This window comes from Mesorhizobium sp. B2-8-3 (assembly GCF_006440815.1).
Taxonomy (GTDB): Bacteria; Pseudomonadota; Alphaproteobacteria; order Rhizobiales; family Rhizobiaceae; genus Mesorhizobium.
The window spans coordinates 258,498-284,963 of sequence record NZ_VFTW01000003.1 but is presented as its reverse complement, the minus strand read 5'-3'; the positions used below and the strand labels follow the sequence as shown (position 1 = coordinate 284,963).

General features: G+C 62.3%; 27 protein-coding genes and 1 tRNA gene. 13 read left to right on the top strand and 15 right to left on the bottom strand.

The window, feature by feature from the left end:
• Window positions 1-2: 2 nt before the first annotated feature.
• The 3 genes from lepB to FJ418_RS06640 all read right to left on the bottom strand — a co-directional run bounded on the left by lepB (window position 3) and on the right by FJ418_RS06640 (window position 1,829).
• Window positions 3-752, bottom strand: a complete 750-nt coding sequence (gene lepB, locus FJ418_RS06650; protein WP_140783767.1) for a signal peptidase I — start codon at window positions 750-752, stop codon at window positions 3-5.
• Between the two features lie 79 nt (window positions 753-831).
• Window positions 832-1,245 carry a holo-ACP synthase gene (gene acpS / locus FJ418_RS06645; protein ID WP_140644380.1) on the bottom strand — a complete coding sequence of 138 codons (414 nt, stop codon included), beginning with the start codon at window positions 1,243-1,245 and terminating at the stop codon, window positions 832-834.
• Window positions 1,242-1,829, bottom strand: a complete 588-nt coding sequence (locus tag FJ418_RS06640; RefSeq protein WP_140644378.1) for a DUF2062 domain-containing protein — start codon at window positions 1,827-1,829, stop codon at window positions 1,242-1,244. Before FJ418_RS06640 ends, acpS begins: the two co-directional genes overlap by 4 nt.
• Before the next feature lie 216 nt (window positions 1,830-2,045).
• Here FJ418_RS06640 and FJ418_RS06635 point away from each other — a divergent pair, with 216 nt between their 5' ends.
• On the top strand, window positions 2,046-2,576 hold the full coding sequence (locus FJ418_RS06635) for a GNAT family N-acetyltransferase (RefSeq protein ID WP_140864373.1): 531 nt from the start codon (window positions 2,046-2,048) through the stop codon (window positions 2,574-2,576).
• Here FJ418_RS06635 and FJ418_RS06630 read toward each other — a convergent pair.
• From FJ418_RS06630 to rpoZ, 4 genes are all read right to left on the bottom strand, one after another.
• Window positions 2,554-2,937 (bottom strand): VOC family protein, encoded by a 384-nt coding sequence (locus FJ418_RS06630; RefSeq protein ID WP_140644373.1) that lies wholly within the window; start codon window positions 2,935-2,937, stop codon window positions 2,554-2,556. The genes FJ418_RS06635 and FJ418_RS06630 overlap by 23 nt on opposite strands.
• Window positions 2,938-3,012: 75 nt before the next feature.
• Window positions 3,013-3,591: an orotate phosphoribosyltransferase gene (gene pyrE, locus FJ418_RS06625; protein WP_140644371.1), complete on the bottom strand. Its 579-nt coding sequence runs from the start codon at window positions 3,589-3,591 to the stop codon at window positions 3,013-3,015.
• A 58-nt stretch (window positions 3,592-3,649) separates the two neighbouring features.
• Window positions 3,650-5,881, bottom strand: coding sequence for a bifunctional (p)ppGpp synthetase/guanosine-3',5'-bis(diphosphate) 3'-pyrophosphohydrolase (locus FJ418_RS06620; RefSeq protein WP_140854539.1), 2,232 nt, complete (start codon window positions 5,879-5,881; stop codon window positions 3,650-3,652).
• Between the two features lie 124 nt (window positions 5,882-6,005).
• Window positions 6,006-6,407 carry a DNA-directed RNA polymerase subunit omega gene (gene rpoZ / locus FJ418_RS06615; protein ID WP_140644367.1) on the bottom strand — a complete coding sequence of 134 codons (402 nt, stop codon included), beginning with the start codon at window positions 6,405-6,407 and terminating at the stop codon, window positions 6,006-6,008.
• A 304-nt stretch (window positions 6,408-6,711) separates the two neighbouring features.
• Here rpoZ and FJ418_RS06610 point away from each other — a divergent pair, with 304 nt between their 5' ends.
• Window positions 6,712-7,293, top strand: coding sequence for an NYN domain-containing protein (locus FJ418_RS06610; protein ID WP_140644365.1), 582 nt, complete (start codon window positions 6,712-6,714; stop codon window positions 7,291-7,293).
• Between the two features lie 12 nt (window positions 7,294-7,305).
• Window positions 7,306-7,962 carry a uracil-DNA glycosylase gene (locus FJ418_RS06605; RefSeq protein ID WP_140864371.1) on the top strand — a complete coding sequence of 219 codons (657 nt, stop codon included), beginning with the start codon at window positions 7,306-7,308 and terminating at the stop codon, window positions 7,960-7,962.
• A gap of 31 nt (window positions 7,963-7,993) precedes the next feature.
• Here FJ418_RS06605 and FJ418_RS06600 read toward each other — a convergent pair whose 3' ends face one another.
• Complete coding sequence (locus FJ418_RS06600) at window positions 7,994-8,467, bottom strand: Lrp/AsnC ligand binding domain-containing protein (RefSeq protein ID WP_140702990.1); 474 nt, start codon at window positions 8,465-8,467, stop codon at window positions 7,994-7,996.
• Window positions 8,468-8,612: 145 nt separating this feature from the next.
• On the opposite strand from FJ418_RS06600, the gene FJ418_RS06595 reads away from it, so the two are divergent.
• A complete protein-coding gene (locus FJ418_RS06595) occupies window positions 8,613-9,542 on the top strand; it encodes a DMT family transporter (RefSeq protein ID WP_140864370.1) in 930 nt (309 codons plus the stop codon).
• Window positions 9,543-9,602: 60 nt separating this feature from the next.
• On the opposite strand, the gene FJ418_RS06590 is transcribed toward FJ418_RS06595, so the two are convergent.
• The 3 genes from FJ418_RS06590 to dapA form a co-directional block, all read right to left on the bottom strand.
• Complete coding sequence (locus tag FJ418_RS06590) at window positions 9,603-10,313, bottom strand: GH25 family lysozyme (RefSeq protein WP_140864368.1); 711 nt, start codon at window positions 10,311-10,313, stop codon at window positions 9,603-9,605.
• 151 nt (window positions 10,314-10,464) lie between these two features.
• Window positions 10,465-10,944 (bottom strand): SsrA-binding protein SmpB, encoded by a 480-nt coding sequence (gene smpB, locus FJ418_RS06585; protein ID WP_041002108.1) that lies wholly within the window; start codon window positions 10,942-10,944, stop codon window positions 10,465-10,467.
• Window positions 10,945-10,969: 25 nt separating this feature from the next.
• On the bottom strand, window positions 10,970-11,851 hold the full coding sequence (gene dapA / locus FJ418_RS06580) for a 4-hydroxy-tetrahydrodipicolinate synthase (RefSeq protein WP_140644357.1): 882 nt from the start codon (window positions 11,849-11,851) through the stop codon (window positions 10,970-10,972).
• A gap of 466 nt (window positions 11,852-12,317) precedes the next feature.
• Between dapA and FJ418_RS06575 the strand changes: the two genes are divergently transcribed.
• Both FJ418_RS06575 and FJ418_RS06570 read left to right on the top strand, forming a co-directional pair.
• On the top strand, window positions 12,318-14,351 hold the full coding sequence (locus tag FJ418_RS06575) for a lytic transglycosylase domain-containing protein (protein ID WP_140864366.1): 2,034 nt from the start codon (window positions 12,318-12,320) through the stop codon (window positions 14,349-14,351).
• Between the two features lie 209 nt (window positions 14,352-14,560).
• A complete protein-coding gene (locus tag FJ418_RS06570; RefSeq protein WP_140864364.1) occupies window positions 14,561-15,460 on the top strand; it encodes an alpha/beta hydrolase in 900 nt (299 codons plus the stop codon).
• A gap of 77 nt (window positions 15,461-15,537) precedes the next feature.
• On the opposite strand, the gene FJ418_RS06565 is transcribed toward FJ418_RS06570, so the two are convergent.
• Complete coding sequence (locus FJ418_RS06565) at window positions 15,538-16,614, bottom strand: site-specific integrase (RefSeq protein ID WP_140864362.1); 1,077 nt, start codon at window positions 16,612-16,614, stop codon at window positions 15,538-15,540.
• 242 nt (window positions 16,615-16,856) lie between these two features.
• Entirely contained in the window at window positions 16,857-18,029 is a 1,173-nt protein-coding gene (locus FJ418_RS06560) for a porin (protein ID WP_140864360.1), read from the bottom strand.
• 450 nt (window positions 18,030-18,479) lie between these two features.
• Here FJ418_RS06560 and FJ418_RS06555 point away from each other — a divergent pair.
• The 4 genes from FJ418_RS06555 to FJ418_RS06540 all read left to right on the top strand — a co-directional run bounded on the left by FJ418_RS06555 (window position 18,480) and on the right by FJ418_RS06540 (window position 21,700).
• Window positions 18,480-18,570, top strand: a tRNA-Ser gene (locus FJ418_RS06555).
• Between the two features lie 102 nt (window positions 18,571-18,672).
• The gene (locus tag FJ418_RS06550) at window positions 18,673-18,915 is read left to right on the top strand and encodes a GIY-YIG nuclease family protein (RefSeq protein ID WP_140864358.1); all 243 of its coding nucleotides are present in this window, start codon (window positions 18,673-18,675) and stop codon (window positions 18,913-18,915) included.
• A 122-nt stretch (window positions 18,916-19,037) separates the two neighbouring features.
• Window positions 19,038-20,225 (top strand): porin, encoded by a 1,188-nt coding sequence (locus FJ418_RS06545; RefSeq protein ID WP_140864356.1) that lies wholly within the window; start codon window positions 19,038-19,040, stop codon window positions 20,223-20,225.
• Between the two features lie 104 nt (window positions 20,226-20,329).
• The gene (locus tag FJ418_RS06540; protein WP_140864354.1) at window positions 20,330-21,700 is read left to right on the top strand and encodes an IS1182 family transposase; all 1,371 of its coding nucleotides are present in this window, start codon (window positions 20,330-20,332) and stop codon (window positions 21,698-21,700) included.
• Between the two features lie 157 nt (window positions 21,701-21,857).
• On the opposite strand, the gene FJ418_RS06535 is transcribed toward FJ418_RS06540, so the two are convergent.
• Window positions 21,858-22,478: an invasion associated locus B family protein gene (locus tag FJ418_RS06535; RefSeq protein WP_095765425.1), complete on the bottom strand. Its 621-nt coding sequence runs from the start codon at window positions 22,476-22,478 to the stop codon at window positions 21,858-21,860.
• A gap of 295 nt (window positions 22,479-22,773) precedes the next feature.
• Between FJ418_RS06535 and FJ418_RS06530 the strand changes: the two genes are divergently transcribed.
• Window positions 22,774-24,594 carry an extracellular solute-binding protein gene (locus FJ418_RS06530; protein ID WP_140864352.1) on the top strand — a complete coding sequence of 607 codons (1,821 nt, stop codon included), beginning with the start codon at window positions 22,774-22,776 and terminating at the stop codon, window positions 24,592-24,594.
• Between the two features lie 41 nt (window positions 24,595-24,635).
• The gene (locus FJ418_RS06525) at window positions 24,636-25,316 is read left to right on the top strand and encodes a DsbA family protein (RefSeq protein ID WP_140864350.1); all 681 of its coding nucleotides are present in this window, start codon (window positions 24,636-24,638) and stop codon (window positions 25,314-25,316) included.
• Window positions 25,317-25,399: 83 nt separating this feature from the next.
• On the opposite strand, the gene FJ418_RS06520 is transcribed toward FJ418_RS06525, so the two are convergent.
• On the bottom strand, window positions 25,400-25,777 hold the full coding sequence (locus FJ418_RS06520; protein ID WP_246682957.1) for a hypothetical protein: 378 nt from the start codon (window positions 25,775-25,777) through the stop codon (window positions 25,400-25,402).
• A gap of 147 nt (window positions 25,778-25,924) precedes the next feature.
• Here FJ418_RS06520 and FJ418_RS06515 point away from each other — a divergent pair, with 147 nt between their 5' ends.
• A complete protein-coding gene (locus tag FJ418_RS06515; protein ID WP_140860837.1) occupies window positions 25,925-26,326 on the top strand; it encodes a DUF6252 family protein in 402 nt (133 codons plus the stop codon).
• The last annotated feature ends 140 nt before the right edge of the window (window positions 26,327-26,466 follow it).

The following is a 26,466-nucleotide window of genomic DNA, read 5'->3' as shown; positions in this document are numbered from 1 at the left end:
CTCTAGTGGACGAAATGGAACAGGCGCCCGGCGCGCATCAGCGACGGCCACTTCCAGATCTCGAGCGGGCTCGCCTTGCCGGCGATCGAGAAGAAGATGACGTTGGCGCGGCCGACAAGGTTCTCGGCCGGCACATAGCCGACGGCAAAGCGGCTGTCGGAAGAATTGTCGCGATTGTCGCCCATCATGAAATAGTGCCCGGCCGGCACGACGAATTCGCGCGTGTTGTCGCCGATCGAATCGGAATTGATGTCGAGCGTGTCGTAGCTGACGCCGTTCGGCAGCGTTTCACGGTAGACGTCGATTGGCCGGTTTTCCTCGGTGACATCGGGATTGTCGATCTGGCCGGTCTTTACGCGCGGCACGCCGACATCATTGATGAAAAGCTGGCCATCCTTCACCTGGATCTTGTCGCCGGGCAGGCCGACGACGCGCTTGATGTAGTCGACCGACGGATCCGGCGGGAACTTGAACACCACCACGTCGCCGCGCTTGGGCTCGGAGCCCCAGATGCGGCCCGAGAAGAGATCGGGGCCGAAGGGCAACGAGTAACGCGAATAGCCATAGGCCCATTTGGTGACGAAGAGATAGTCGCCTTCGAGGAGCGTCGGCCGCATCGAGCCCGACGGAATGGAGAAAGGCTGGAAGAGCAGCGTCCGGATGACGAGCGCGAGCAGCAGAGCCTGGATGATGACGGAGAAGGTTTCACCAAGCCCGCCGGATTTCTTCTGCGATTTTTCAGCCACGCTCATGTCGTCCTCGATTGTGCGATGTTGGTATAGAGTCTCGGCGGGCGCTGAGCAACGTCATGCCGCTCGTGGTCAAATGGAATCAATGTGGCGCTTGTTCGGCGGGCACTGCCTCGATGATCACAAAGGCTTGAGCAAGCGGGAAATCATCGGTGATGGTGAGATGGATCAGCGCACAGTGGCCTTTCGGCAGGATTTTCTCCAGCCTGGCCGCGGCGCCGCCGGTCAGCGCCATGGTCGGCGCGCCGCTCGGCAGATTGACCACGCCCATGTCGCGCCAGAACACGCCCTCGGCCATGCCGGTGCCCAACGCCTTGGCGCAGGCCTCCTTGGCGGCGAAGCGCTTGGCGTAGGAGGCAGCGCGGGCGGCGCGCTTTTCCGACTTGGCCTGTTCGACCTCGGTATAGATGCGCTGGACGAAGCGCCGGCCGTGCCGCTCCAGCGATTTTTCGATGCGTCTGATGTCGATCAGGTCGCTGCCGATGCCGATGATCATTCCGCCGGCACTTCCCGTCCGCCCTGCCGCGCTTTCTTCTCGGCGCGCTCGACCATGCGCTTCCTGCGCTGCTCGCGAAACACGGTCATGCCCCAGCGCGTGATGGCGTAGAACACGAGTCCGAAGACGAGGCCAAGCGGCACCGCGCCAATGAGCATCGGCTCCAGAACGGGGTGCCAGAGCTTCGCGAAGGAGAGCTTGTGCATCATTTCGCCCAGATGCTCGGGCGGGCCGTGCTTCGGCAGGTGCTCATGCAGGAGCAGTTTGCCGGTTTCCCAGGACGCGCCCCACAAAAGCGGGAAGGTCAACGGATTGCCGAAGAACACGGCGCCGAGCGCCGCCGCGACCAGATTGCCGGCGATGATCCAGCACAAAACGGCAGCGACGATGAAGTGGAAGCCAAGCGGGAAGAAGGAAGCGAAAACGCCCGCGGCAACGCCGGCAGCGACGGAATGCGGCGTCGCCTTCAGCCGCAGGATGCGTTTGGAGAAATATTGCACGGAACGCGAGAACGAGCGGCGCGGCCAAAGATAAGTACGCACCCGCTCAAGGAGGCCATCAGGCTCTCGGCGTCGAAAAAGCACTCTGTTCCAGTTCCCGGTCCAACATGCGCTGCCCCTGCCACCACCGGGTCGCGCCAAACATATCTTGCGCTTCGATGGCGCAGAAAGGCAACAAGTCTTTGATATAGCGACGGCCAGGCCGCGTAACAACGAAACGCCGCCGCGATTGTCTGCCGCAGGCTGTAACAACGGCTTCATTCTGGCGAAACTGAGGAGAAGAACCAGGATGCGGAGCCGATGATCACCATTCGACCGGCGCGGGCCGAGGACGCCGAGGCATTGCCGTCTATCGAACAATCGGCCGGGGAAGCGTTCCGCGCCATTCCGGAACTGGCGTGGCTTGCCGACGCAGACAATGTCAGCCCGGAGCGGCACCGCGCGCTGATCGCCGGTGGCGCATGCTGGGTGGCCGCAGACGAGAAGGATCGGCCGGTCGGCTTCCTGAGCGCCGGGATCGAGGGCGATGCGCTGCATATCTGGGAGTTGGACGTGCGCCTCGACCGGCAGGGCCAGGGCATCGGCCGGGCTTTGCTTGAACGGGCGCTTGGGGACGCCAGGCAGCGCGGCCTGGCCGCGATGACCCTGACCACGTTTCGCGGCGTCCGCTGGAATGCGCCCTTCTATCAGCGGTGCGGATTTCGCATCCTGGAAGGCGCCGAGATCGACAGACGGCTGGCCGATCTGCTCAGCGACGAGGCCGATCACGGCATGGCTTTGGGCCAGCGCTGCGCCATGCGGCTCGATCTCAGTCGAGCCGGTACTCGCTGACCTCGACCAGATTATCGTCGGGATCGCGGAAATAGACCGACATCATCGGGCCGCGCGCGCCGGTGCGTAAGACCGGGCCGACTTCGATCGCCACGCCATTGGCTTCGAGGCTGGCCTGGACTTCTGCAAGCGGCACCGCCGCCACGAGGCAGAAATCGCCGGAACCGGGCGTCGGCGTCTTGGCCTTCGGCTCGAACGTGCGGCCGACCTCATGCAGGTTGATCTTCTGCGCGCCGAACAGAAGCGCGGTCGGCCGGTTCGGTTCATCCAGGCGCCGCATGCCGAGCACACGCTCGTAGAACTCGCAGCTCGCTTTCACCGAGCGGACCGTCAGCACGAAATGGTCGATGCCCGCTATCATTGCCGCCTCGGCGCGCGTCGCTGCGAAAGCGATTCAAGCGATGCGCTCAAGTGGTTGGTTTCATACATTGGGGAGTCAGATGTTGCGGCTTCCCGGCTTAACGGCGGGAATGGCGGCGAGTTCCGGCGGCAGGCGGTCGGCGGGATAGGCCGGCACCTCATATTCGGCAAGCGCGATCAGCGGCACGCCGACATCGGTCTTACCGGCCGAGCGGTCGATGATACAGGCGGCCGCCACCACTTCCGCGCCGATCTCGCGCAGGCAATCGATGGTCTCGCGGATCGACAGGCCTGTTGTGACGATGTCCTCGACGATGACGACGCGCGAGCCTTCGGCAATCTCGAAGCGGCGGAGCCTGAATTCGCCCCCTTCCCGCTCGACCCAGATCGCCGGCGCGCCGAGATGACGGGAGGTCTCATAGGCCGGGATCAGGCCGCCGATCGCCGGGCCGACGACATAGTCGATCCTGCCCGGCACCGCTTTCCGGATTTTCTCGGCCAGCGCCTTGCACAGGCGCTCGGTCTTGTCGGCATGCATGAAGACCCGCGCCTTCTGCAGGAAGACCGGACTGCGCAGGCCGGACGTCAGGATGAAATGACCTTCGAGAACGGCGCCGGCCTCGCGGAAAATGCCCAGCACTTCGTCGGTGTTCATTTTTATCCCCTATTCAATCCCTGACCCGTTCCACTTTTCGCGGTCAGGGTCCAGTCATTTAGCCGTTAACACGCCGCGCATCGCTGACGCTCGAATTGTCCTTCAGCTGCGACAGCAGCCGGTTGAGATGCTTGAGGTCCCAGACCTCGAGATCGATCAGCATCTCGGTGAAATCGGGCGCCGTGCGTATCATCGACAGCGTGTGGATGTTGGCGTCGTTGGACGCCACCACCTGGGCGATGTCGGCCAGCGAACCCGGCGCATTGATGGCGGTGACCGAGATGCGCGCCGGGAAACGTTCCTTAGTGCGTTCGTCGATGTCCCAGCGCACGTCGATCCAGCGCTCGGGCTGGTCGTCGAAGGCCTGCAGCGCCGGCGACTGGATCGGATAGATGGTAATGCCGGTTCCGGGCTGGATGATGCCGACGATGCGGTCGCCGGGCACCGCCCCTTCCGGGGCGAAGCGCACCGGCAGGTCGCCACGCACGCCACGGATCGGCACCGCGCCATCGCGCGGCTGGTCCTTGTCCTTCTTCGCGGCGCGGGTGCCGGGCATCTGGAACAGCATGCCGGCGGCGTTGCGGATCTTCGACCAGCCTTCCTCGCGCTGCTTGGGCGGCGCGACGGTGACGCGCTCGTCCTTATAGTCGGGGAAGACCGCTTTCATGACATCGGTGGAGCTCAGCTCGCCGCGGCCGACCGAGGCCAGCACGTCCTCGATGTCCTTGCGCGCCAGCCGGTGCAGAACCGGCTTCAGGCTCTCCTTGGTGAAAGTCTTGCCGGCGCGCTCGAAGGCGCGCTCGAGGATGCGGGCGCCGAGGCCGGAATATTGCTTGCGTATCGCATTCTTGGTGGCGCGGCGGATGGCGGCCCGCGCCTTGCCGGTGACCACGACCGATTCCCAGGCGGCGGGCGGCACCTGCGCCTTGGAGCGGATGATCTCGACCTCGTCGCCGTTCTTGAGCTCCGTCATCAACGGCATGATACGGCCATTGACCTTGGCGCCGACGCAGGTATCGCCGACATCGGTGTGGACGGCGTAGGCGAAGTCGATCGGGGTGGCGCCGCGCGGCAGCGCGATCAGCATGCCCTTGGGCGTGAAGCAGAACACCTGGTCTTGGAACAGTTCCAGCTTGGTGTTTTCGAGGAAGTCTTCCGGATTGTCGCCTTCGGCCAATTGCTCGATGGTGCGCCGCAGCCAGGCATAGGCGTTGGTCTCCCTGGAGATCGCGTGGCCGGCGCCGTTCGTCTTGCCGCCGCTGTCCTTGTAGATCGAATGCGCGGCGACGCCATATTCGGCGATCTTGTTCATCTCCTTGGTGCGGATCTGCAATTCGACGCGCTGGCGCGACGGGCCGACGATGGTGGTGTGGATGGAACGGTAGTCGTTCTGCTTCGGCGTCGAGATGTAATCCTTGAAGCGGCCGGGCACCATCGACCAGGTGGTGTGGATGGCGCCAAGCGCGCGGTAGCAGTCATCGACGGAATCGACCACGACGCGGAAACCGAAAATGTCGGAGAGCTGCTCGAAGGAAAGTGCCTTGGCCTCCATCTTGCGGAACACCGACCATGGCTTCTTCTGCCGGCTCTTCACGCTTGCCTTGATGGCGTGCTTCTCGAACAGGCCCGATAGCGCCGTCTCGATCTCCTGCAGGACGCCCTTGTTGCGCTCGAAAATCTCGGCGAGCCTTGCGGTGACGGCGCGGTAGGCCTCCGGATTGATGTAACGGAAGGCGATTTCTTCCAGTTCCTCGCGCATGCCCTGCATGCCCATGCGCCCGGCCAAGGGCGCATAGATGTCCATCGTCTCCTCGGCGATGCGCAGGCGCTTGGACTCGGGCATATGGTCGAGCGTGCGCATGTTGTGCAGGCGGTCGGCGAGCTTGACCAGAAGAACGCGAATATCCTCGGAGATCGCGAGCAGGAGCTTGCGCAAATTCTCCGCCTGCTCGGCCTTCTTCGAGACCAGGTCGAGCTTCTTCAGCTTGGTGAGGCCTTCGACCAGCTTGCCCATTTCCGGACCGAACAGCTCGTCGATCTCGGCTCTTGTCGCCGTCGTGTCCTCGATCGTGTCGTGCAGCAAGGCTACGGCGATCGTCGCCTCGTCCATATGCATGTCGGTGAGGATGGCGGCGACTTCGAGCGGATGCGAGAAATAGGGATCGCCCGAGGCGCGCTTCTGGTGGCCATGCTTCTGCATGGCATAGACATAAGCCTTGTTGAGCAGCGCCTCGTTGACGTCAGGCTTGTAGCGCTGGACGCGCTCGACAAGCTCATACTGACGCATCATGGGCGGGATCTCGCGGTGCTGAAATGATTGATGCGCCGCACTGGCGTGCGACGCACCTCATAGATAGCCACGAAACCTAAGATACGGAAGTCCTGGATGGTTGATCCAACCCGGACAAAAGCTCTTAGTAGTCGTCGCTCTTTTCGGGCGGCACCAGACCTTCGATGCCGGCGAGCAGATCTTCCTCGCTCATGCGGTCGAATGTAACGTTCTCCTCGGCGTCGTCGGTGTCGGCAGCAGCGACGGTCGCGCCGGTCTCGTCGGTGATCGCCTCGCCCTCGGCTTCCGGCTCGTCGACCTCGACATGCTTCTGCAGCGAGTGGATCAGGTCTTCCTTGAGGTCGTCGGGCGACAGCGTCTCGTCGGCGATCTCGCGCAGCGCGATGACAGGGTTCTTGTCATTGTCGCGCGGAACGGTGATCTGCGCGCCCTGGCTGATCTGGCGGGCGCGGTGGCCGGCGAGCAGCACGAGTTCAAAACGGTTGTCGACCTTGTCGATGCAATCTTCAACGGTTACGCGGGCCATGGACTGCCCCTTTCATGCGATGGATTTGATGGAAAGCTGGCGCGCTCCATAACGCGGGCGCGGCCGAAATACAAGCTTCATGGCGTCGACGTCAGCTTTGCGGGTCGTTGCCTGGCTCATCAACGCGCTACGCCATGAAGCTGCCCATATAGTGGCGATCACAATTGCTTGCAATGCAGGGGCCCGCCCTTGGATATCCACAAATTGCGCGTTATCTCGGTTGTGACGGCACCGAGGCCCATTTGTCGGACCTATTCGTCAAACGCTTTTAGACGACAGAAATTTTCGAAAGGAATGTTTTTCAATGTTCGATCCCCGTGAAAAGATCGCTCTTTTCATCGACGGCGCCAATCTCTATGCCACATCCCGGGCGCTGGGCTTCGACATCGACTACCGCAAGCTGCTGTCGAGCTTCCAGAAGCGCGGCTACCTGCTGCGCGCCTACTATTACACCGCGTTGGTCGAGGATCAGGAATATTCATCGATCCGGCCGCTGATCGACTGGCTAGACTATAACGGCTTCAAGGTGGTGACGAAGCCCGCCAAGGAATTCACCGACTCGACCGGCCGCCGCAAGATCAAGGGCAACATGGACATCGAGCTGACCGTCGATGCGCTGGAGCTCGCCGATGTCGTCGATCACTATGTGATCTTCTCCGGCGACGGCGACTTCCGCACACTGGTCGAAGCGCTGCAGCGGCGCGGCCGCAAGGTGTCGATCATCTCGACCATGGCCTCGCAACCGCCGATGATCTCCGACGACCTGCGCCGCCAGGCCGATCATTTCATCGACCTGATGTCGCTGAAGAGCGAAGTCGGCCGCGACCCGTCCGAGCGGCCCGCGCGCCGGCCGGAACCTGCCGAAGTCGACGAGGACGATTATTGACGGGCGGTGGCGTTGAGCGCCGCGCCCTCCCCCGAACCCGGCCGTGACTGCCCGCTTTGCCCGCGGCTGCATGATTTCATCGCGGCTTGGCGCGAGCGCGAGCCCGGCTGGTTCAACGCGCCGGTGCCGACATTCCTACCGCCGGAAGGCGAAGATTCAGTCCGCCTGCTGATCGTCGGGCTGGCGCCCGGCCTGCGCGGCGCCAACCGCACGGGACGCCCCTTCACCGGCGACTATGCCGGCGACCTGCTCTACGGCACGATGATCGCGCATGGCCTGGCGCGCGGCGAATTCAAGGCGCGGCCGGATGATGGGCTCCAGCTTATCGGCACGGCCATCACCAATGCGGTGCGCTGCGTGCCGCCGGAGAACAAGCCGGTTGGCGCCGAGATCGCCACCTGCCGGACCTTTCTGAAGCCGACCATCGCGCGCTTTCCCAATCTCAGCGCCATACTGACGCTGGGCTCGATCGCGCATCAGTCGACGGTGCGGGCATTGGGCGAGCGCGTGGCGGCCGTTCCGTTCCGCCATGGTGGCCGGCAGCAGGCCGGCGGCATCGCGCTGTTTTCCAGCTATCACTGCTCGCGCTACAACACCAATACGGGCGTGCTGACACAGGAGATGTTCGTCAATGTGTTCAAGGAGATTGCGGCGTTCCTGAAGACCTAGATTCAAGCGCCCTGGAGTAATCCCGCGCCGTTCATACCGGCAGCAGCGCATCCGGCTTGACCTCGCCGATCGAGGCGTAGGTGTGCGTCTCCTTCACTCCGGGCAACGGTAGGATGACCCGGGTCAGAAAATCCTGATAGGCGGCCATTTCCGAGATACGCGCCTTTACCAGATAGTCGAAGCCGCCCACGACCATATGGCATTCCAGCACCTCAGGCGCCTTGATCACCGCTTCGGCGAAGCGTTCGAAGATATGAGGCGCCGTGTGATCGAGGCGTACCTCGATGAAGACGAGTGTGCCACGGCCGATCTTGGCGGGATCGAGCACGGCCCTGACCGCGATGATGTAGCCTTCCCGAAACAGCCGCTTCACCCGCTGGCTCGTGCCGGTCGGCGACAGGCCGACACGCGCCGCCAGATCAAGCGTGGTGCGACGCCCATCCTCCTGCAGCAGCCGAAGAAGATTGCGGTCGATCGCGTCGAGGTCGCTTGCTTCAGGATTCACTTCAGAACTGCCTTTCCAATGTGAATTCCACTACCGTTTTCCAAAATAAGTGTATTTCAACGCAGAGAGCTGAACAATAGTCTACGCTTTCGCCGCAGCGGTGGAGACAGTCTTCCACCTCCGACGACCTTATGGATGGCAAGTCGTGGCAGACGCAGATGACGCAGGGAACACGAGACTGGCGATTATCGCCGGCCTCACCATGATCGGTATCTATGCCATCCAATTCGTCGCCGCTCGCTTCAGCCTCCGAGAACACCTGACGGCGACAGATTTGGCCGTTTTGCGCTTTGGCGGCGCGGGGGTGGTCTTTCTGCCGATCGTCTGGCGCAGCGGCTTCGCCCCCATGAGGGCGCTGGGCTGGCGACGGGCTCTGGCGTTGGCGGCACTGGCAGGTTTGCCTTATCCGCTGATCATCAATTGGGGCCTGACCTATGCGCCTGCCGCCCACGCGGCCGCGCTCTGCCCCGCCTCTATCGTCTTCTTTTCGTCCCTGCTGTCGCGCGTCTTCTTCGACGACGGCGGTTCGCAACGACGGACAATCGGCGTCGGCGCGATCATCGCCGGGCTGTTGCTGTTCATCGCCGCGGCGCGTGGCGGCACCGGCGGCGCCCTGATCGGCGACGTGCTGTTCATCGGATCGGGCCTCATGTTTTCGACTTATGCCGTTCTCGTGAGGCTATGGCGTGCCGATCCGGTCACGGCAACGGCCACGGTGGTAATCCTGTCGTGCCTGCCGTTGCCGGTTCTCTATCTCTTGGCGCCAAGCCATATCCACGCCGCGTCGGCTACGGAGATCGTCAGCCAGATCGTGATCCAAGGGATTCTGGCCGGCGCGGCGGCCATGTTCCTCTACACCTACATCGTCCGGCAAATGGGGCCGCAGGCGGCGTCCCTGTTCCTGCCCGGCATACCGATCGCGACGGTGATTGTCGGCATGGCAGTGCTCGGCGAAACGCCGATGACCATCCAGTTCGCGGCCATCGCGATCATGGCCGCGGGAATGGCCTTCTCGGCGACCGGGAGACCCAGTGCCAGCGCAAGCCTGAATGTACCGGCGTCAGGCGGATCGTGAGACTTTTCAGCGATATACGCAAAACGCCGCAGAAACAGATTCGAGGCTGCTGCCGGGCACTCACGGCGTCGGCGCAAACAACTCCGCCAGCGTCCCGCGGCTACCCTTCAAAACGTTGAGATCGACATCGCCTTCGATGCCGTCGACGCGGCCCATATTGTGATACTGCCAGTAGATCCAGTCGTTCCCGCGCGGCCTGATCGCCAGTGACCGCAGCCAGTGCTGGCGGTTGAGGATGGTGTCGGAATAGGCGTCGGCCGCCTCGTCGGTCAGATAGAAAATCGCCTGCTTGCCGAACGCCGTCTCGACCGGGCCGAGGAAAGCGGCGAGTTCGGCGTTCAACTGTTCCGGAGACGGACGCTGCGGGCAATTGCCGCCGAACTCGATGTCGACCACCGGCGGCAGAAGCGGCTCGCCCCGCGGCACCACCGCAATGAAGTTCTTCGCCTGATCGGCGCCGGGGCGGCAGAAGGTGAAGAAATGATAGGCGCCGACCGCCAGGCCGGCCGCGCGGGCTTCGCGCAGGTTGGTTGCGAATTGGGTATCGACATGGGTGCCGCCTTCGGTTGCCTTGATGATCGCGAAGGCGACATCGTCTGCCGCGACGCGTTGCCAGTCGATCTTGCCCTGATGGTGGGAGACGTCGATGCCCCGAATCGGGAACACCGCGCGATCCGGCGAAAAGCCACGGAACCAGAAGAAGGCGCCTGCCGCGACGGCACAGGCGACAACCACGCCGGCAAGGCCCCAGAAGACAATCCGCTTCCCCAAGACCCGTCCCCTCGGAAGGTGAGAATTGCGCCGGACCAGAGAGCCGGCCGGTGGCTTTTTTCAGGCGGCCTGTTTCCGCCGGCGGCGAAAGCTCTTTTGTTTTGACGCAATTCCGAACGGAAAACCGCTACGCACTTTTCCTGGAATTGCTTTAGCCGCGTTCTTTCAGCAGCCGGCCCTTTTCGCGCGACCAGTCGCGCTGCTTTTCGGTCTCGCGCTTGTCGTGCAATTTCTTGCCCCGGGCGATCGCCAGCAGCAGCTTGGCACGGCCGCGGTCGTTGAAATAGATTTTCAGCGGCACCAGCGTCATGCCTTCGCGCTCGACGCTTTGCGAGAGCTTGGCCATCTCGCGCTTCGAGACCAGCAGTTTGCGGCGGCGGCGCGGCTCGTGGTTGAAGCGGTTGGCCTGCAGATATTCCGGCAGATAGGAGTTGATCAGCCAGATCTCGCCGCCTTCGGCCGAGGCATAGCTCTCCTGGATGTTGGCCTGGCCCTGGCGCAGCGACTTGACCTCGGTGCCGGTCAGCACCAAGCCGGTCTCGATCGTGTCGAGCACCTCATAGGAAAAGCGCGCCTTGCGGTTTTCGGCGACCGTCCTGTTGTTGGGGTCGGCTTTCTTGACTTGATTCATAATGCGGAGAGGTGGCGCCTCATTCCTAATTAATCAAGCCGGCGTGCTTGAGCGCCGCGTCGATCTTTTGCGCGGTCGAAGCCTCGACCGTCACCAGCGGCGAGCGCACCACGTTCTCGATCCTGCCCAGCTTCGAGAGCGCGTATTTCGACCCCGAAACGCCGGGCTCCATGAAGATCGCCTCGTGGAGCGGCAGTAGCCGATCCTGCAGGTCGAGCGCCTTGGCGCTGTCGCCGGAGAGTGTCGCTTCCTGGAATTCGGCACAGAGCCGTGGCGCGACATTCGAGGTGACCGAAATGCAGCCGACACCGCCATGGGCGTTGAAGCCGAGGGCGGATGCATCCTCGCCGGAGAGCTGGATGAAATCCTCGCCGCAGTGCATGCGCTGATAGGAGACGCGCTCGACCTTGCCGGTCGCGTCCTTGACGCCGGCGATGTTCTTGAAGTCGTGGCGCAGCCTGCCCATCGTCTCCGGCGTCATGTCGATCACCGAACGCGGTGGGATGTTGTAGATGATGATCGGCAGCCTGGTCGCCCTGGCTACGGCGGCGAAATGCTCATAGAGTCCGCGCTGCGTGGGCTTGTTGTAATAGGGCGTGACCACCAGCGCTGCATCGGCGCCGGCCTTTTCGGCGTATTGAACCAGCCCGACCGCTTCCTCGGTGTTGTTGGAGCCCGCGCCGGCCACGACGGGCACCCTGCCCTTGGCCACCTCGATGCAGACCTTGACGACCTGACGGTGCTCCTCATGCGACAGCGTCGGCGACTCGCCGGTGGTGCCGACGGGAACCAGACCCTTGGTGCCTTCGGCGATCTGCCATTCGACAAATGAGCGAAAGGCTTTCTCGTCGAAGCGCCCGCTCTTTTCGAACGGTGTCACGAGCGCAGTCAGCGAGCCTCTCAGCATGTCGTCCAAACTCCTTGGAACTTTGTCGGTTTATGCATGTCGTCGTCCCAAAACCGGTTCCCACTTTTGGGCGACATGCATCGGTGTTCATTAGATCGGTTCGTTGCGCGCCTTCTACCCGAAAGCGAAGCCGCGCACCATAGTCTCGACATGGTTCAGCGGCAAGCATCGGCGTAGTGCCAGTGTCATGGTTTTCGATGTTCGCCAGACGTTGATATCAGGCTCGGGGCGAACATCGAAAACCAAAACGACACTGGATTCGACAGTTGGCTGCTGTCCCTGCGTTTCTGAAATTCGCGTCGCGCCCGATATCAAGGTCATGCGAATTTCAGAATCGGGACACCAGCAAGCGCAATTCGAACGGCCTCGATAACCTTTTGTTTACGAGCCCTTCACGACCTAAGTTTAGGCTTCGCATCGGGTTTTCAAATGCCCGCGCCTGCTGACGATGTGCTAGGATCGTAAAATGCCGACGAGGCGGCCCCATCTTTTCGCGCTTTTGGGCGCGATCGTCGCGCTGATGCCCACCGTGGCGATCGGCGGCAGCGTCGATGTGCGCGCGACGGCCTCGATTCCGGCGCCCGACGCGCCGCAGGCGCCGGGCCAGATGTCGACCGCCACCGACATAGCGCAACTGAAGAGCGGGCTCGATGCGCTCGCCGCCAACAACATCGCCGGCGCGCGCAATGCGCGCGACACGCTGCCCGCCACCTCGCTCGACCGGCACATCCTTGCCTGGGCGATCGCGCTTTACGGCGGCGATCAGGTGCCGAGCGGCGAGATCGCCGACGCGGCCAAGATGCTGCCGGGATGGCCCGGCACGATCGCGTTGCGCAAGAACAGCGAGCGCGCGCTCTATCGCGAGAACCCGCCGCCGCAAGTGGTGGTGCAGGCCTTCGGCCGCAGCCAGCCGCTGACGCCCGAGGGTGTGATCATTCTTGCCCGCTCGCAGATGGCGCTGGGCAACCAGGCCGCGGCGCGCGCGGTGCTGGTGCCGTTCTGGCGCACCGAGAAGCTGGAAGCAAAGGACGAGGCGACCGTCATCAAGGAGTTCGGCGCGCTGATCCCGGCGGCCGACCATCGCTACCGCATGGAGCGCATGTTCTATGCCGACCGGCCGTCCTCGGCGCTGAGGGTCGCCGGCCTCGCCGGCGCACAGCCCCTGGCGGATGCCTGGGCGGCTGCCGACAAGGGCGACAAGAACGCCGCCAAGCTGTTGAAGGCGGTGCCCGCGGCGCAGCGCTCCGCCGGCTATTTCTTCGCCGAGGCGGAATATCTGCGCAAGCAGCAGAAATTCGCCGATGCCGCTGCTGTCGTGATGAAGGCGCCGACCGATCGCGATTCGCTGGTCGACCCCGATGCCTGGTGGGTCGAACGCCGCGTGCTGTCGCGTGAACTGGTCGACCAGGGCGACATGAAGACCGCCTACAAGATCGTCTCCATGCACGCCGCCGAGAGCCCGCTGAACGCCGCCGAAGCCGAATTCCATGCCGGCTGGTATGCATTGCGCGGCCTCAACGACCCGGCGACCGCCGCCGGGCATTTCACGCGCATCACCGAATTCGCCCAGGGGCCGGTGTCGCTGTCGCGCGCCTATTACTGGCTCGGCCGCGCGGCGGAAGTCGGCGGCCCGGGCAACGCCAAGGACTATTTCACGCGCGCGGCCAGCTACGGCACGACCTTCTACGGCCAGCTCGCCGGCGAGCGCGTGGGCTTGAGGTCCCTCAACATCGCTTATCCGAAGCCGAGCGCCGCCGACCGCCAGAGCTTTGACAACCGAGAAGCAGTCGGTGCGATCAAGCGGCTGCAGGAGGCGGGCTACGACCGCTACGCCGAAACGCTCTACCGCGACCTTGCCGGGCAGCTGACCAGTCCGGGCGAACTGGCGCTGCTTGCGGTGCTGGCCGAAAAGCAGGGCAACCATTTCATGGCGCTGAAGGTCGGCAAGATCGCCGCGCAGCGCGGCATCGATGTCGGCGCGCTGTCGCATCCGCTGGGCGTCATTCCCGATTCGGCCAACATTTCGGGGTCTGGCAAGGCGCTCGCCTATGCCATCGCCCGCCAGGAAAGCGAGTTCAATATCGGCGCCGTTTCCAGCGCCGGCGCGCGCGGCCTGCTGCAGCTGATGCCGGGCACCGCCAAGCAATTGGCGAAGAAGGCCGGCATGACCTTTTCGCAGGCGCGGCTGACGACTGATGCCGGCTACAACGCGACGCTCGGCTCGGCCTTCCTCGGCGAACAGCTCGACCGCTTCGGCGGCTCCTACGTGCTGACCTTCGCCGGCTACAATGCCGGCCCGAACCGCGCCGCCCAATGGGCGGCGAAATACGGCGATCCGCGCGGCAAGGACATCGATGCGGTCGTCGACTGGATCGAGCGGATTCCCTACACGGAAACAAGAAGTTACGTGCAGCGCGTGATGGAGAATTATGAGGTTTATAAGATGCGTATTTCAGGGAAATACGACATCGTGGGCGACCTCCTGAACGGGCGCAGCTGAAGTCTTCCCTTCTCCCCTTGTGGGCCTGTTGCGTTCCAGGAAACGCCGACGTCTCACTCCGCTGGAACACCCTCCTCCGTCTCGGCGCTGACGCGCCGATCCACCTTCTCCCGCAAGGGGCCCGCAAGGGGAGAAGGGACGAACTCCCTATTTGACGATCCCTACCCTCGCCTGTAGCTGTCGATCACCCAGCGAGGAGCGGCATTGCGATGGCGAGCGACGAAGGTTTCTCCGACTTCTTTTATCCCGCGCCCGACGGACTGAAACTCCATGCGCGGATCTATGGCGAACCGAATGCCAAGGGCTGCCCGGCAGTCTGCCTGCCCGGCCTCACCCGCAATGCGCGCGACTTTCATGAGCTCGCGATCCATCTTTCCAAGAAAACGGAGATCCCCCGGAAAGTCATTGCCTTCGACTACCGCGGCCGCGGGCAATCCGATCACGATCCCGATATCGGCCATTATAATGTCGGGGTCGAAGCCGGCGACGTGCTTGCCGGGCTGTCTGCGCTCGGCATCGAACAGGCCGCCTTCGTCGGCACTTCGCGCGGCGGCCTGATCACCCATGTGCTCGGCACACTGAAGCCGGCGGTGCTGAAAGCGGTCGTCCTGAACGACATCGGCCCGGTGATCGAGGCGGAAGGCCTCGCCCATATCCGCTCCTATCTCGACCGTGCGCCGAAACCGAAGACCTTCGCCGAGGCGGTCGCGGCCCAGCGGCGCGTGCACGGCGCCGACTTCCCCAACCTGGCCGATGCCGACTGGGCACGCATGGTGGGCGCGATCTGCCGCGAAACGGATGCCGGCTGGGTGCCGGATTTCGATCCGGCCCTGGTCGACACGCTGGCCGGCATCGATTTCAGCAAGCCGCTGCCGGATCTGTGGCCGCAGTTCGACGCGCTCGCCGCCATTCCACTGCTCGCCATTCGCGGCGCAAACTCGAAACTGCTTTCCACGGCGACGCTTCAAGAGATGCAGGAGCGGCACCCCGGCATGGAACAGATCACTGTCGAAGGCCAGGGCCACGCGCCCTTCCTCGAAACCGGCGACTTGCCTGGGGAGATTGCCGCATTCCTCGATCGGGTCGAATATCGAGTAGAAATGAAATAAAGCCCGAGACTATGTCAGTCCCGGGCTTACCATCGAAATATAGATTTGCGCCAGCCGGCGGGAGCGATCCGCTCGGTCTATTCGCCTTTCGAGCGCTTGCGGGGCGCCTTGGCCGGTTCCGGCCGTTTCGCTTTCCGAGACGGCGAGGCAGAGGTCGGCGTCGTGAGGGGCGAAGCGAAGACGGAGGCTTCGGCCGAGCGGGACGACGATTCGTCGCCGCGCGGTTTCTCGAGAACGACGACACAGCCATCGAGATCGTTGGTGGCCAGATGCGCGTAACGCATGGTCATCGACAAGGTCTGGTGGCCCAGCCACATCTGGACGCGCCTTATGTCGATACCGCCTTGGACCAGACGTGAAGCGCAAGTGTGACGCAGGATGTGCGGCACCACCTGCTCGTCGGCGCCGAGACCGACTTCCGTCTTCGCCTCGTTCCAGATGGCCCGGTACTGCGCCTGGGTGAGCTTGGTGAACGGGCCTTTCGGCCGGCGTCCTTCCGTGTTCGGCGGCAGCTTGATGACTTCCTTGACGCGTTCGGTCATCGGAATGGTGCGGCTGCGGCCGGATTTGGTGATCCAGAAGGAGACCCGGTGTTCCTGGATGTCGTTCCAGATCAGGCCGAGCGCCTCGCCGAGGCGGCAGCCGGTATCGACCAGGAAGACGGAAAGCCTGTAGGCATCCTCGCTGCGGCTCCTGATCGCCGCGAACAGCCTTGCTTCTTCGTCCCTTTCGAGGAAACGAATCCGTCCCGCCCGCTCCTTCTGGCGGCGGAACTCGGGCAGGCTGTGGATATCTCCCATCTTATGCGCCTTACGCAGCAATTTGCTGAGGGCAGCCATCTTGCGATTGATGGTTGCGTTGCTGTTGCCGCGCTGGCGCAATGTACCGATAAGATTGTCCAGGGTGTTCTGGTCGAAGGTGCTGAAACGCTCTCCCAGAAGGATCTCGTCTATTTCACCGATGAACGAGCTGACATTGTATTTATGCCGCCCATCATCCCAGAGTATATCTCGATAAGCTGCGAAAAGCTCTCCGATCCTATACGACTTTACTTCTCGGATCTTGTTGTAGGTGTATCGAAAGTTCGAATTCTGAGAAGAAAATACCGCAAAATGACCAGAGGGCTCACCCTCTTGAACCGCTTCGTTCGACATTTTAGCCACACCCCCTGTGGTTAAGGGACCAGCCCTAACCGCTTGAGAGTGTCCTTTCAAGAGTTTTCGAATCTTATCGACGATCTCATCCGCCAGCGCGGAACCCACAAGATCGCCAGACAGACCCGATCAGCTTACCGTTTCACCCCCATCCTTTCGTTTGAATTGCCGCAACCGCGGAAACAAAAACGGCCCGGGCGAGGAAGCGCCCGGGCCGGATTTCACCTGTAGGGTTCCAGCCCTTAGAAGTCGCGCTGGAAGCGGATGATGCCGCCCCAGTTGCTCTTCTTCTCGGCGTGGGCCCAAACCGAGCCATTGGCGATAGCATCGTCACCAACGCGCTGGTAGTCCACTTCGGCCGTGACCGTGAAGCCCGGAACAACCGTGTAAGCGATGTTCGCAGCGACGCCGAGGTCCTGCCAATCGTCATACGAAACCTGGGCGTTGAACGAGGTCTTCTCGTTGAACTTGTAGGTGCCACCGCCCCACACAGCCCAGTTGCCGCCCCAGATCTTGTACATGCCGCGACCGAAAGCGTCGACAACATTGCCGGCGTTATCGTTCAGGTTGTCGTCAGTGCCATAACCGCCCATGACCCAGAGCGACAGAGCGTCGGACACGTTGACGTCCAAACGAACCTTGCCGGCCACTTCTTCGTAGTTGCTGTCATAAGCAACGACGCCAGCGATCGAGCCCCAGCCCTGCGTCCACTTCACGCCGCCGACGACATGCGGAACGTAGCTGTCGATCGTGCCGACATTGCCGTAGCCTTCTTCGAGCGAGACCACCGCCGAGAAGCCGTTGCCCGCGTCGAAGTAGTACTGCACGACGTTGGTGTCGAAACCGCCGTAAGGAACCAGCGTATCCTGGATCACGTTGCCGGCATAGCCGATGAACGTATCGAAGGCCGATTCGTCCTTACCAACACGGAGACCACCGAGCTGGATCCAGGCAAAGTTCAGCGAGACACCCGAATTGAATGCGCCGGAGTTGTACGATTCGGTGTACGGATTGTAGCTGGCGCGACCGCTGTTGCGAGTGTTGCCGAAGTTGAAGCGGGTTTCGGTGTAGGTCTTCAACGTGCCGAGCTCGGTTTCCTGACCGGTCCAGGTCTTCAGCGTGAAGCGGGCGTTCTTCTTCCAGGTGCCCTGATCCTTGCCGCTCTGAACGTCGGTCGCACGAGCGCCATCGAACGAGCCGATATCACCAAAGCCGGCGTCATAGCGGATATAGCCGCCGATGCGCAGGCAGGTCTCGGTGCCCGGGATGTAGAAGTAGCCGGCGCCGTAGACGTCGCAGATCTTGACGTATTCGGCCGGTTCCGGCTCGGCGACGGTCACCGCGTCGGCGGCGCGAGCACCGGAAACTGCGATCAGGGCCGCAGCTGAGCCGAGAAGAAGGCTCTTGATGTTCATTTTCTGACCTCCAGTCAAAAGTTAAAAAACGGGTCTGGGTATTTTTTGCTGAAGGACAGCGTTCCCTGCCCCATCCCCACTACCGAAAAAGATGCGCACCGCGCCGCTCCTTCGAAGTTGACATTACCCATGAGCCGGCGCCGTTCAACCACGATCGTATCGGCGCAAGCGCTGTCCGGACGCTATCCCCCAGGGTTGTTGCACAAATGACACGATTTGGCCTCACTCCGAAAGCTCTCGTTAACCATCGAGGTCCGCGTACCGGCCGAATCCGCCCCGAATCCGGCAAAGGACCGACTGAAATGCGGCGGGCAGCTGAGTCGACCGCCAGGCGATTGCCCCAGAATCGCCACCTGAAGCGGCGCGAGTGCGCGGGTCTGCCGATTTTTCGCTGATTATGGCGCCGGCTTGTTGATTGTGCCGGCGCTTTTCTTTATCCAGCGGCGCGACGGAGAGGTGGCCGAGTGGTCGAAGGCGCTCCCCTGCTAAGGGAGTAGAGGTCAAAAGCTTCTCGTGGGTTCGAATCCCATCCTCTCCGCCATCCTGCTTCGCTCTCCGAGCTTCGCAGGACAAGCCCTACCGCTTGCGCGAAGCAGGATGGCGGAGAGGATGCCCTCCGAAGCCTTGGCGAAGGAGGGCCGGCGTGTGGTACGTCTACCTGGTTGAGAGCGAAGCCGCAGAGGGCGAGCGTTATATCGGCATCTCGCCGGACCTGAAGCAACGGCTTGCCGACCATAACTCCGGAAAATCCAGCCATACTTCCAAGTTCCGGTCCCGGCGAATCGTCACTTACGTCGCTTTCTCGGACCAAGCCAAAGCGACTTCTTTCGAGCGCTATCTCAAATCCGGATCCGGCCACGCGTTCGCCAACAAACGCCTTTGGTGAGATGGGCGCGAGCACAGACTGAGCTCAATTTTCCCAGAAAACATCGTAGTAACAATTAGTTGCCGCCGACGCAGGTCGGACTTTCTCGGTTTTTCCGTCCGATTCTGACTGGAGGTCAGAAAATGAACATCAAGAGCCTTCTTCTCGGCTCAGCTGCGGCCCTGATCGCAGTTTCCGGTGCTCGCGCCGCCGACGCGGTGACCGTCGCCGAGCCGGAACCGGCCGAATACGTCAAGATCTGCGACGTCTACGGCGCCGGCTACTTCTACATCCCGGGCACCGAGACCTGCCTGCGCATCGGCGGCTATGTCCGCTATGACGCCGGCTTTGGTGATGTCGGCACGTTCACCGGCGCACGCGCCGACGACGTCGTCAACGGCAAGAACCAGGGCACCTGGTACAAGGACGCCCGCTTCACGCTGAAGACCTGGACCGGCCAGGAAACGGAACTCGGCACGTTGAAGACCTATACCGAAACGCGCATGAATTTCCAAAATCATCCGCTCGACAACGGTCCGGACAATAGCGCTGGAAACAGCTTCGATATGCACTTTGCCTGGATTCAGCTCGGCGGCCTGCGGGTCGGCCTGGACGAATCGGCCTTCGATACGTTCGTCGGTTACGCCGGCAACGTCGTGAACGACACCATCGTGCCCTACGGCGGGTTCAAGACCGGTGTCGTGCAGTACTACTTCGACGCCGGTAACGGTTTCTCGGCGATGGCCTCTCTCGAAGAAGGTTCCGGCGGCGCCGACCAGGCGGCACCAGGCGCTACTTATGGTTATGGTGTCGGCACGATCGACAGCTATGTTCCGCACATCGTCGGTGGCCTGAAGTATACCCAGGGCTGGGGTGATGTCGTCGGCGTCGTCGCCTATGACAGCAACTACGAATATGTATCCGGCAAGGTTCGCCTGGATGTGAACGTGACCAACGAGCTGTCGATTTTCGGCATGTTCGGCTACGCCAGCGAGGGCAAGCTTAACGACTTCAACGCCAATCCCAACACCGCCTTTGCGAACGGCCGCGGCTTCTACAAGCCGTGGGGCGGCAACTGGGGCTTCTGGGCCGGCGGCACCTACAAGTTCAGCGACAAGGCCTCGTTCAACCTCCAGGTGTCTGGTGATCAGTGGAAGGATTACGGCATTGCGGCCAACGTGGCCTACACCGTCGTTCCCGGATTCACGATCACGCCCGAAGTCGACTACCAGCACGTCGGTTCGGAGGCTTTCGACCGCGGCAACGTTTGGGCCGGCGCCGAGAAGAAGAATGCCGTCGGCGCTATCGTCCGCTTCCAGCGCGACTTCTAGGACCAGATCTTTCTGGGGAGACAGGAAAACCCGGCGGGCAACCGCCGGGTTCAGACTGCTGACAAACCTCTGGCATTTGCCGGGGGTTTTTGATTCACTGGGTCATGTTGAAGCGACCCGCCCCTGAACAGACCGCGCTCGAGATGGTGACGTTGGATCAGCTGGTTCCGACTGACCACCTGTTGCGCAAGATTGATCGCGCGATTGACTTCTCCTTCATCCACGATCTGACGGCGCCGTTATATTGCGCCGACAACGGCCGTCCGCCGCTGGATCCGACCTTGATGTTCAAGGCGCTGTTCATCGGCTACCTGTTCGGGGTGCGCTCGGAGCGGCAGCTGGTGCGCGAGATCGAGGTCAACGTCGCCTACCGCTGGTTCCTGCGGCTGAAGCTGACGGACAAGGTGTTCGACGCCTCGACGCTGTCTCAGAACCGTCGGCGTCGCTACCAGGACGAGACGATCGCGCAAGGCATCTTCGACAGGATCGTCGAGCAGGCGATCCTGGCCGGGCTGGTGGACGGCACGGTGCTCTATAGCGACAGCACGCATTTGAAGACCAACGCCAACAAGGGCAAATACGACCTTGCCATGGTCGCCAAGTCGCGGGCCGACTACTGGGGCGATCTCGACCGGGCGATCGAGACCGAACGGGCGCTGCATGGCCAGAAGCCGCTGAAGCAGAAGCAGCGCAAGCCGCCGGTGAAAGAGACCAAAGTCTCGCGTGCCGATCCGGAGGCCGGCTACATGGTGCGCGAGGGCAAGCCGAAGGGCTTCTTCTATCTCGATCACCGCACGGTGGATGGCCGTTGCGGCATCATCACCGACACGTTCGCCACGCCGGCCAACGTGCATGACTCGATCGTCTATCTTGGCCGGCTCGACCGCCAGGTGGAACGCTTCGGCTTCAATGTGGCGGCTGCGGGGCTGGATGCCGGCTACGCCACGCCGGGCATCGCCAAGGGGCTGGAGGACAGGAAGATCAGGGGCGTTGTCGGCTATCGCAACCCGACCCCGCCGAAACCCGGCAAGATGAGGAAGAGCGACTTCGTCTATGAGCCGGACCTGAAGGGCTACCGTTGCCCGCAAGGCCAATTGCTCACCTACGCCACCACCGACCGCAGCGGCTACCGGCATTACAGGAGCGATCCGGCGATCTGCCGCGACTGTCCGCTGTTGGCCTCCTGCACTTCAAACGCCAAGGCCGAGCGCACCATCACCCGCCATGTCTGGCAGGACGCCCGCGAGCGGGTCGACGCCAATCGCTCGACCGCATGGGGCAAGGCCATCTACCGGCGCCGCAAGGAGACGGTCGAGCGGTCGTTCGCCGATGCCAAGCAGCTCTTCGGCCACCGCTACGCCCGCTTCCGAGGGCGAACCCGCGTCGCCTGCCAGTGCCTGATGGCAGCCGCCGCCCAGAACATGAAAAAAATCGCAATCAGCCTCTGGCCAACCCTCAAACCAAGCCCCGCATGAGGCTCGGCGCCTCCTGTCAAAATCTCCTGACACCAACTTCTCAAAACTCTTCAATTACATAAAACAAAACCCCGCCGAAAATCGACGGGGTTAGTCAGCAGTCTGAAGCGGGGCATTTGCCCCGCTTTTTTGTTTTCCGAGAAACACGCTTCCGCGATCAGTTCGCGGTCTTGGCCTTGTCCTGCTCGTCCTTGAGCTTCTTGGCGAAGTCCTGATTGTTCTTGGCGACGAAGTCCTGCAGCTTCTTCTGCCGGTCCTCGATGTCCGACTGCTGCAGCGGCGGGCCGTCATAGGCGCCGCTGAAGCCGGTGAGCGCGATCTTGATCGGGTTCGGCTGGTTCTGGAAGTTGATCGACGTGAGCGTGATCCCCTGCCCCTTCTTGAAGGAAGCGACGAGCTGGTCGCTCAGCGGCACTTCCGCGACGCAGCGATCCGGGAAGCAGATCACATAGTCGAGCTTCTGCGCCTTGCCGGCATCGATCTGTAGCGCAATGCCCGGAGGGACGAGGCGGCCGGTCGGAACCGTAACCTGGAAGACCTTGCGGTTCACCTTGCCCTTGAGCTCGATCAGGCTGACGCCGGTGACGAGCTGGCCGTTGCCGGCGGTGACGATGTTCTGCACATTGCAGATGTCGACGTCTTCCTGCTTGGTGCAGGCCTTGAACCAGCCCTGCGGGATCTGCGGCTGCTGTTGGGCCGAGGCGGTGAAAAGCCCGGCGCCCAGAACGCCGACCACGCCTGCGGCCAGCACCGAAAGGCGGTACGCGTTGATCGTCATATGGTGCACTTTCCTCTCAAATGATCCCGGGGACCGGCTTCTTCGTGCCGTATGGTCCAGCTACCTGTTGCCCAAATGAGGCAACAGGATGACTTCGGAGCGCGTGTTACACTGCCAGCGGCGTCGAATCCAGCCCGGTTTCCGCGATTTCTTCGCGGTTTCCTCTCCCGGGGGCGAGCATCGATCGGTGCCGGAGCGGCCGAACCCGATTCCCAATCGGGCACCGATTCAATCGGGTGGCGAAATGCTCTACGGTGCATGGCGAATCACAAAGCCGCCCGGCAAGGAGACGGTCATGGACCGCGTTCTCGTTCGGCTGATCGCCGCGACCTCGTTTCTGGCTCTTTCGCTCCTTCCGGCACAGTCGGAGCCGAAGCACGGCATTGCCATGCAAGGCGAGCCGGCGCTGCCGCCCGACTACCAGCATTTCGACTACATCAATCCGGACGCGCCGAAAGGCGGAAGCGTCACCTATTGCGTCGTCGGCTCCTTCGACAACCTCAACCCCTTCATCCTGAAAAGCCTGCGCACGACGGCGCGCGGCATGATCGATACCGTTTACGGCAATCTCGTCTTCGAGCCGCTGATGCAGCGCAACTATGACGAGCCCTTCAGTCTTTACGGACTGCTTGCCGACAGCGCCGACATGGATCCGGAGCGCAAGTCGATCGAGTTCCATCTCAACCCCAACGCAAAATGGTCGGACGGACAGCCGGTGACTCCGGAGGACGTGCTGTTCACCTATGACGTCTTTACCGACAAGGGCCGCCCGCCCTACAGCGACCGCATGAGCATGATCGCCAAGCTGGAAAAGACCGGCGACCACAGCGTGAAATTCACGTTCAACGACAAGGCCAACCGCGAATTCCCGATGATCGTCGCGCTGACGCCGATCGTCCCTAAGCACGCCTTCGACAAGGACACGTTCGACAGAACCACGCTGAAGCCATTGATCGGCAGCGGGCCCTACACCGTCGACAAGGTGCTGCCGGGGCAGCGCATCGTCTTCAAGCGCAACCCGGACTATTGGGGCAAGGACATTCCGTCGAAACGCGGCTTCGACAATTTCGACCGGATCACCATCGAGTATTTTCTCAACGCCAACGCCAAGACGGAAGCGTTCAAGAAAGGCATCTGCGCCCTCGATGACGAGACCGATCCGGTCAAGCGTGAGCGCGACATCGACTTTCCGGCCTTCCGAAAGGGCGATGTGAAGGAAGAATATTTCAACACCGGCATTCCCCCGGTGGTGACCGGCTTCCTGTTCAACACCCGGCTACCGAAGTTCGAGAATCCCGTTGTCCGCCGCGCGCTCGGCATGCTCTACGACTTCGAATGGACGAACAAGAACCTGTTCGGCGGCAAGTTCAACCGCACCATGAGCTACTGGCAGAATTCCGAGCTTTCGGCGCTCGGCCACCCGGCCGACGAGCGTGAAAAGGCGCTGCTTGCACCCTATCCCGGCCGCGTGCCGCCCAATGTGATGGACGGCACCTGGCGCCCGCCGGTGACGGATGGTTCGGGCCAGGATCGCAAGGTGCTCAAAGCGGCCTTCGAATTGTTGAAGAGCGCCGGCTTCCACGTGCAGGACGGCAAGATGCTCGACGCGCAAGGAAACCCGTTCGGCTTCGAGATCCTGACCTCATCGCAGGACGAAGAGCGGCTGGCGGCCGTCTACCAGCGCACGCTGGAGAAGATCGGTATCGACGTCGGCATCCGCACCCTCGACGGCGACCAGATCCAGTCGCGCAAGCAGCGTTTCGACTTCGAGGTTCTGATCGGGGCGAGCGGCTTCAGCAATTCGCTGTCGCCCGGCAGCGAGCAGCTCGGCCGTTGGGGATCGATCGCCGCGAAGACAGAAGGATCGTTCAATCTCGCCGGCGTCGCCGATCCGGCGATCGACGCCGCGATCGACGCCATGCTGAACGGCCGCACCAAGGAAGACTATGTCGCGGCGGTGCGCGTGCTCGACCGGCTGCTGATCTCGGGCAATTACCTGGTGCCGATGCAATACAACACGCAGCAATGGCTCGCTTACTGGAGTTATCTGGAACATCCGCAAAAGACCCCCATATTCGGCTATCAGCTGCCGACCTGGTGGCGAAAGCCCAACTGAGGCAAAGTCCAGCCATAATCGGGACCAAAAAGGAAACGAGCATGAGCGCCGAGAACTCCATCACCGTCGATGTCGTGTCCGATGTTGTCTGCCCCTGGTGCTTCATCGGCCAAAAGCGGCTGGACAAGGCCATTGCTGCTGCAAGCGATGTCGACGTGCATGTCAGCTGGCGACCGTTCCAGCTCGATCCGACCATCCCGCCGGCGGGCATGGATCGCCGTCAATACATGCTCGGCAAGTTTGGCAGCGAGGAACGCATCCAACAGATCCACGCGCGCATCGAGCCGCTCGGCGAGGCAGAGGGCATCCATTTTGCATTTGGCGCCATCAAGGTCGCGGCCAATACGCTCGACGCTCATCGCGTCATCCGCTGGGCGGGCGCCGCCGGTGAAGATGTGCAGAACCGGCTGGTGCGCCGCCTCTTCCAGCTGAATTTCGAGGAAGGCGTGAACATCGGCGACCACGCGGTGCTGATAAAGGCCGCCGGCGAGGCCGGCATGGATGCCTCGGTGGTCGAAACGCTGCTGCCGACCGATGCCGACGTCGAGGCCGTCCGCAACGAGATCGCCACAGCTTCGCGCATGGGCATCACCGGCGTGCCGTGCTTCCTGCTCGAAGGCAAATATGCGGTGATGGGCGCGCAGGATGCCGACACGCTTGCCGACGCGATCCGCCAGGTGGCCCAGGCCAAGGCGCGCGGCGAGCTCGAAACCGCGAACTGAATGCTCCTTCCGCGCAATCGGGGCGGAAGGCTGCCGCGAAGCCGCCCAACCTGACGCCGCGCGCTTTTCCTGGAATCGTGCTCCTACTTCGCGGTCGCTTTGACCTTGCTCAGGAAGAAGCCATGGCCATTGCTGCCCGTGCAGCTTAAGCCCTTCGTCGACGACTGACAGGAAAACGGCCCCCTGCTCCTGCTGTTGCCGTAGCCAAGCTTGGTCACGTCGCTGCAACAGCCCTGCTCGCCGGGATTCTTGATCAGCGTCGCCGGCCCTTTCGGCCCCAGGATTACGGTGACGCAGCTGGGCTCGACGCGTGAGCAGGAAAGCTCCGGCCCGCCATTCTGCGGCTGGCAGGTGCTGGTGCCGCCCTTCGGCGTATAAATGCAACCGATGTTGCCGGACGGCGTGTTGTCAAAATCATGCCCGTCCTGGCCGAACACGATCTGGTGAATCGCCTCGGACACGGCGCTGGGCTAGGATTGAGAGGGGGGTTGGCTGATTTGAGGGCGACATAAATGGCAGTCAGGCGTGGCGCATTGTTGCTGCTCTCTTTGCCTTTTGCCCTGGGGCTCCCATTGTCGTTGCAGCGCGTATCGGCCGAGGAAGCCGTTATGTCGGCGACCTTCGAAGGCAAACCCTGGACGGCGTCCTTTACCCTGGCCCAGACGATGCAGATGGGCGGCAAGCCGGTTTTGAACCTGTCGGGAACAGAACAGGGCTCGCCGACCATGACCTTCAATTCGATGCTGGTTTTGAAGGATCCGAACGACTTTGCCGGCACCTATCCGCTCAAGACCGGGTCGTCCGCGAACAGCGCCAGCTTCAACATTCTCGATTCCGGCGCCATGGTCGGCCATGTCCGCTTCGCCAGCGGCGAGATCGTCGTCGACAAATACGATCCCGCCGCAAAGACCGTTTCCGGTCGTTTCAGCGCGTCGGGAAAAGACGAATCGGGCAAGCCCGAAGATCTCATTGACGGCAAGTTTTCGGGTATTCCGGTCACCGCCCAGTAGCCATCCCGGCCCACGGATACCTCTTTTCCATTCACAAACCCGTGTTTTCCACTTCCCCAAGGGAAGGGTGCCGCCGACTGGCGCAATCGTCTTTAACGCGCTGGAATAAAAGACGAAATCAGCTCGATAGGCGCCCCCTC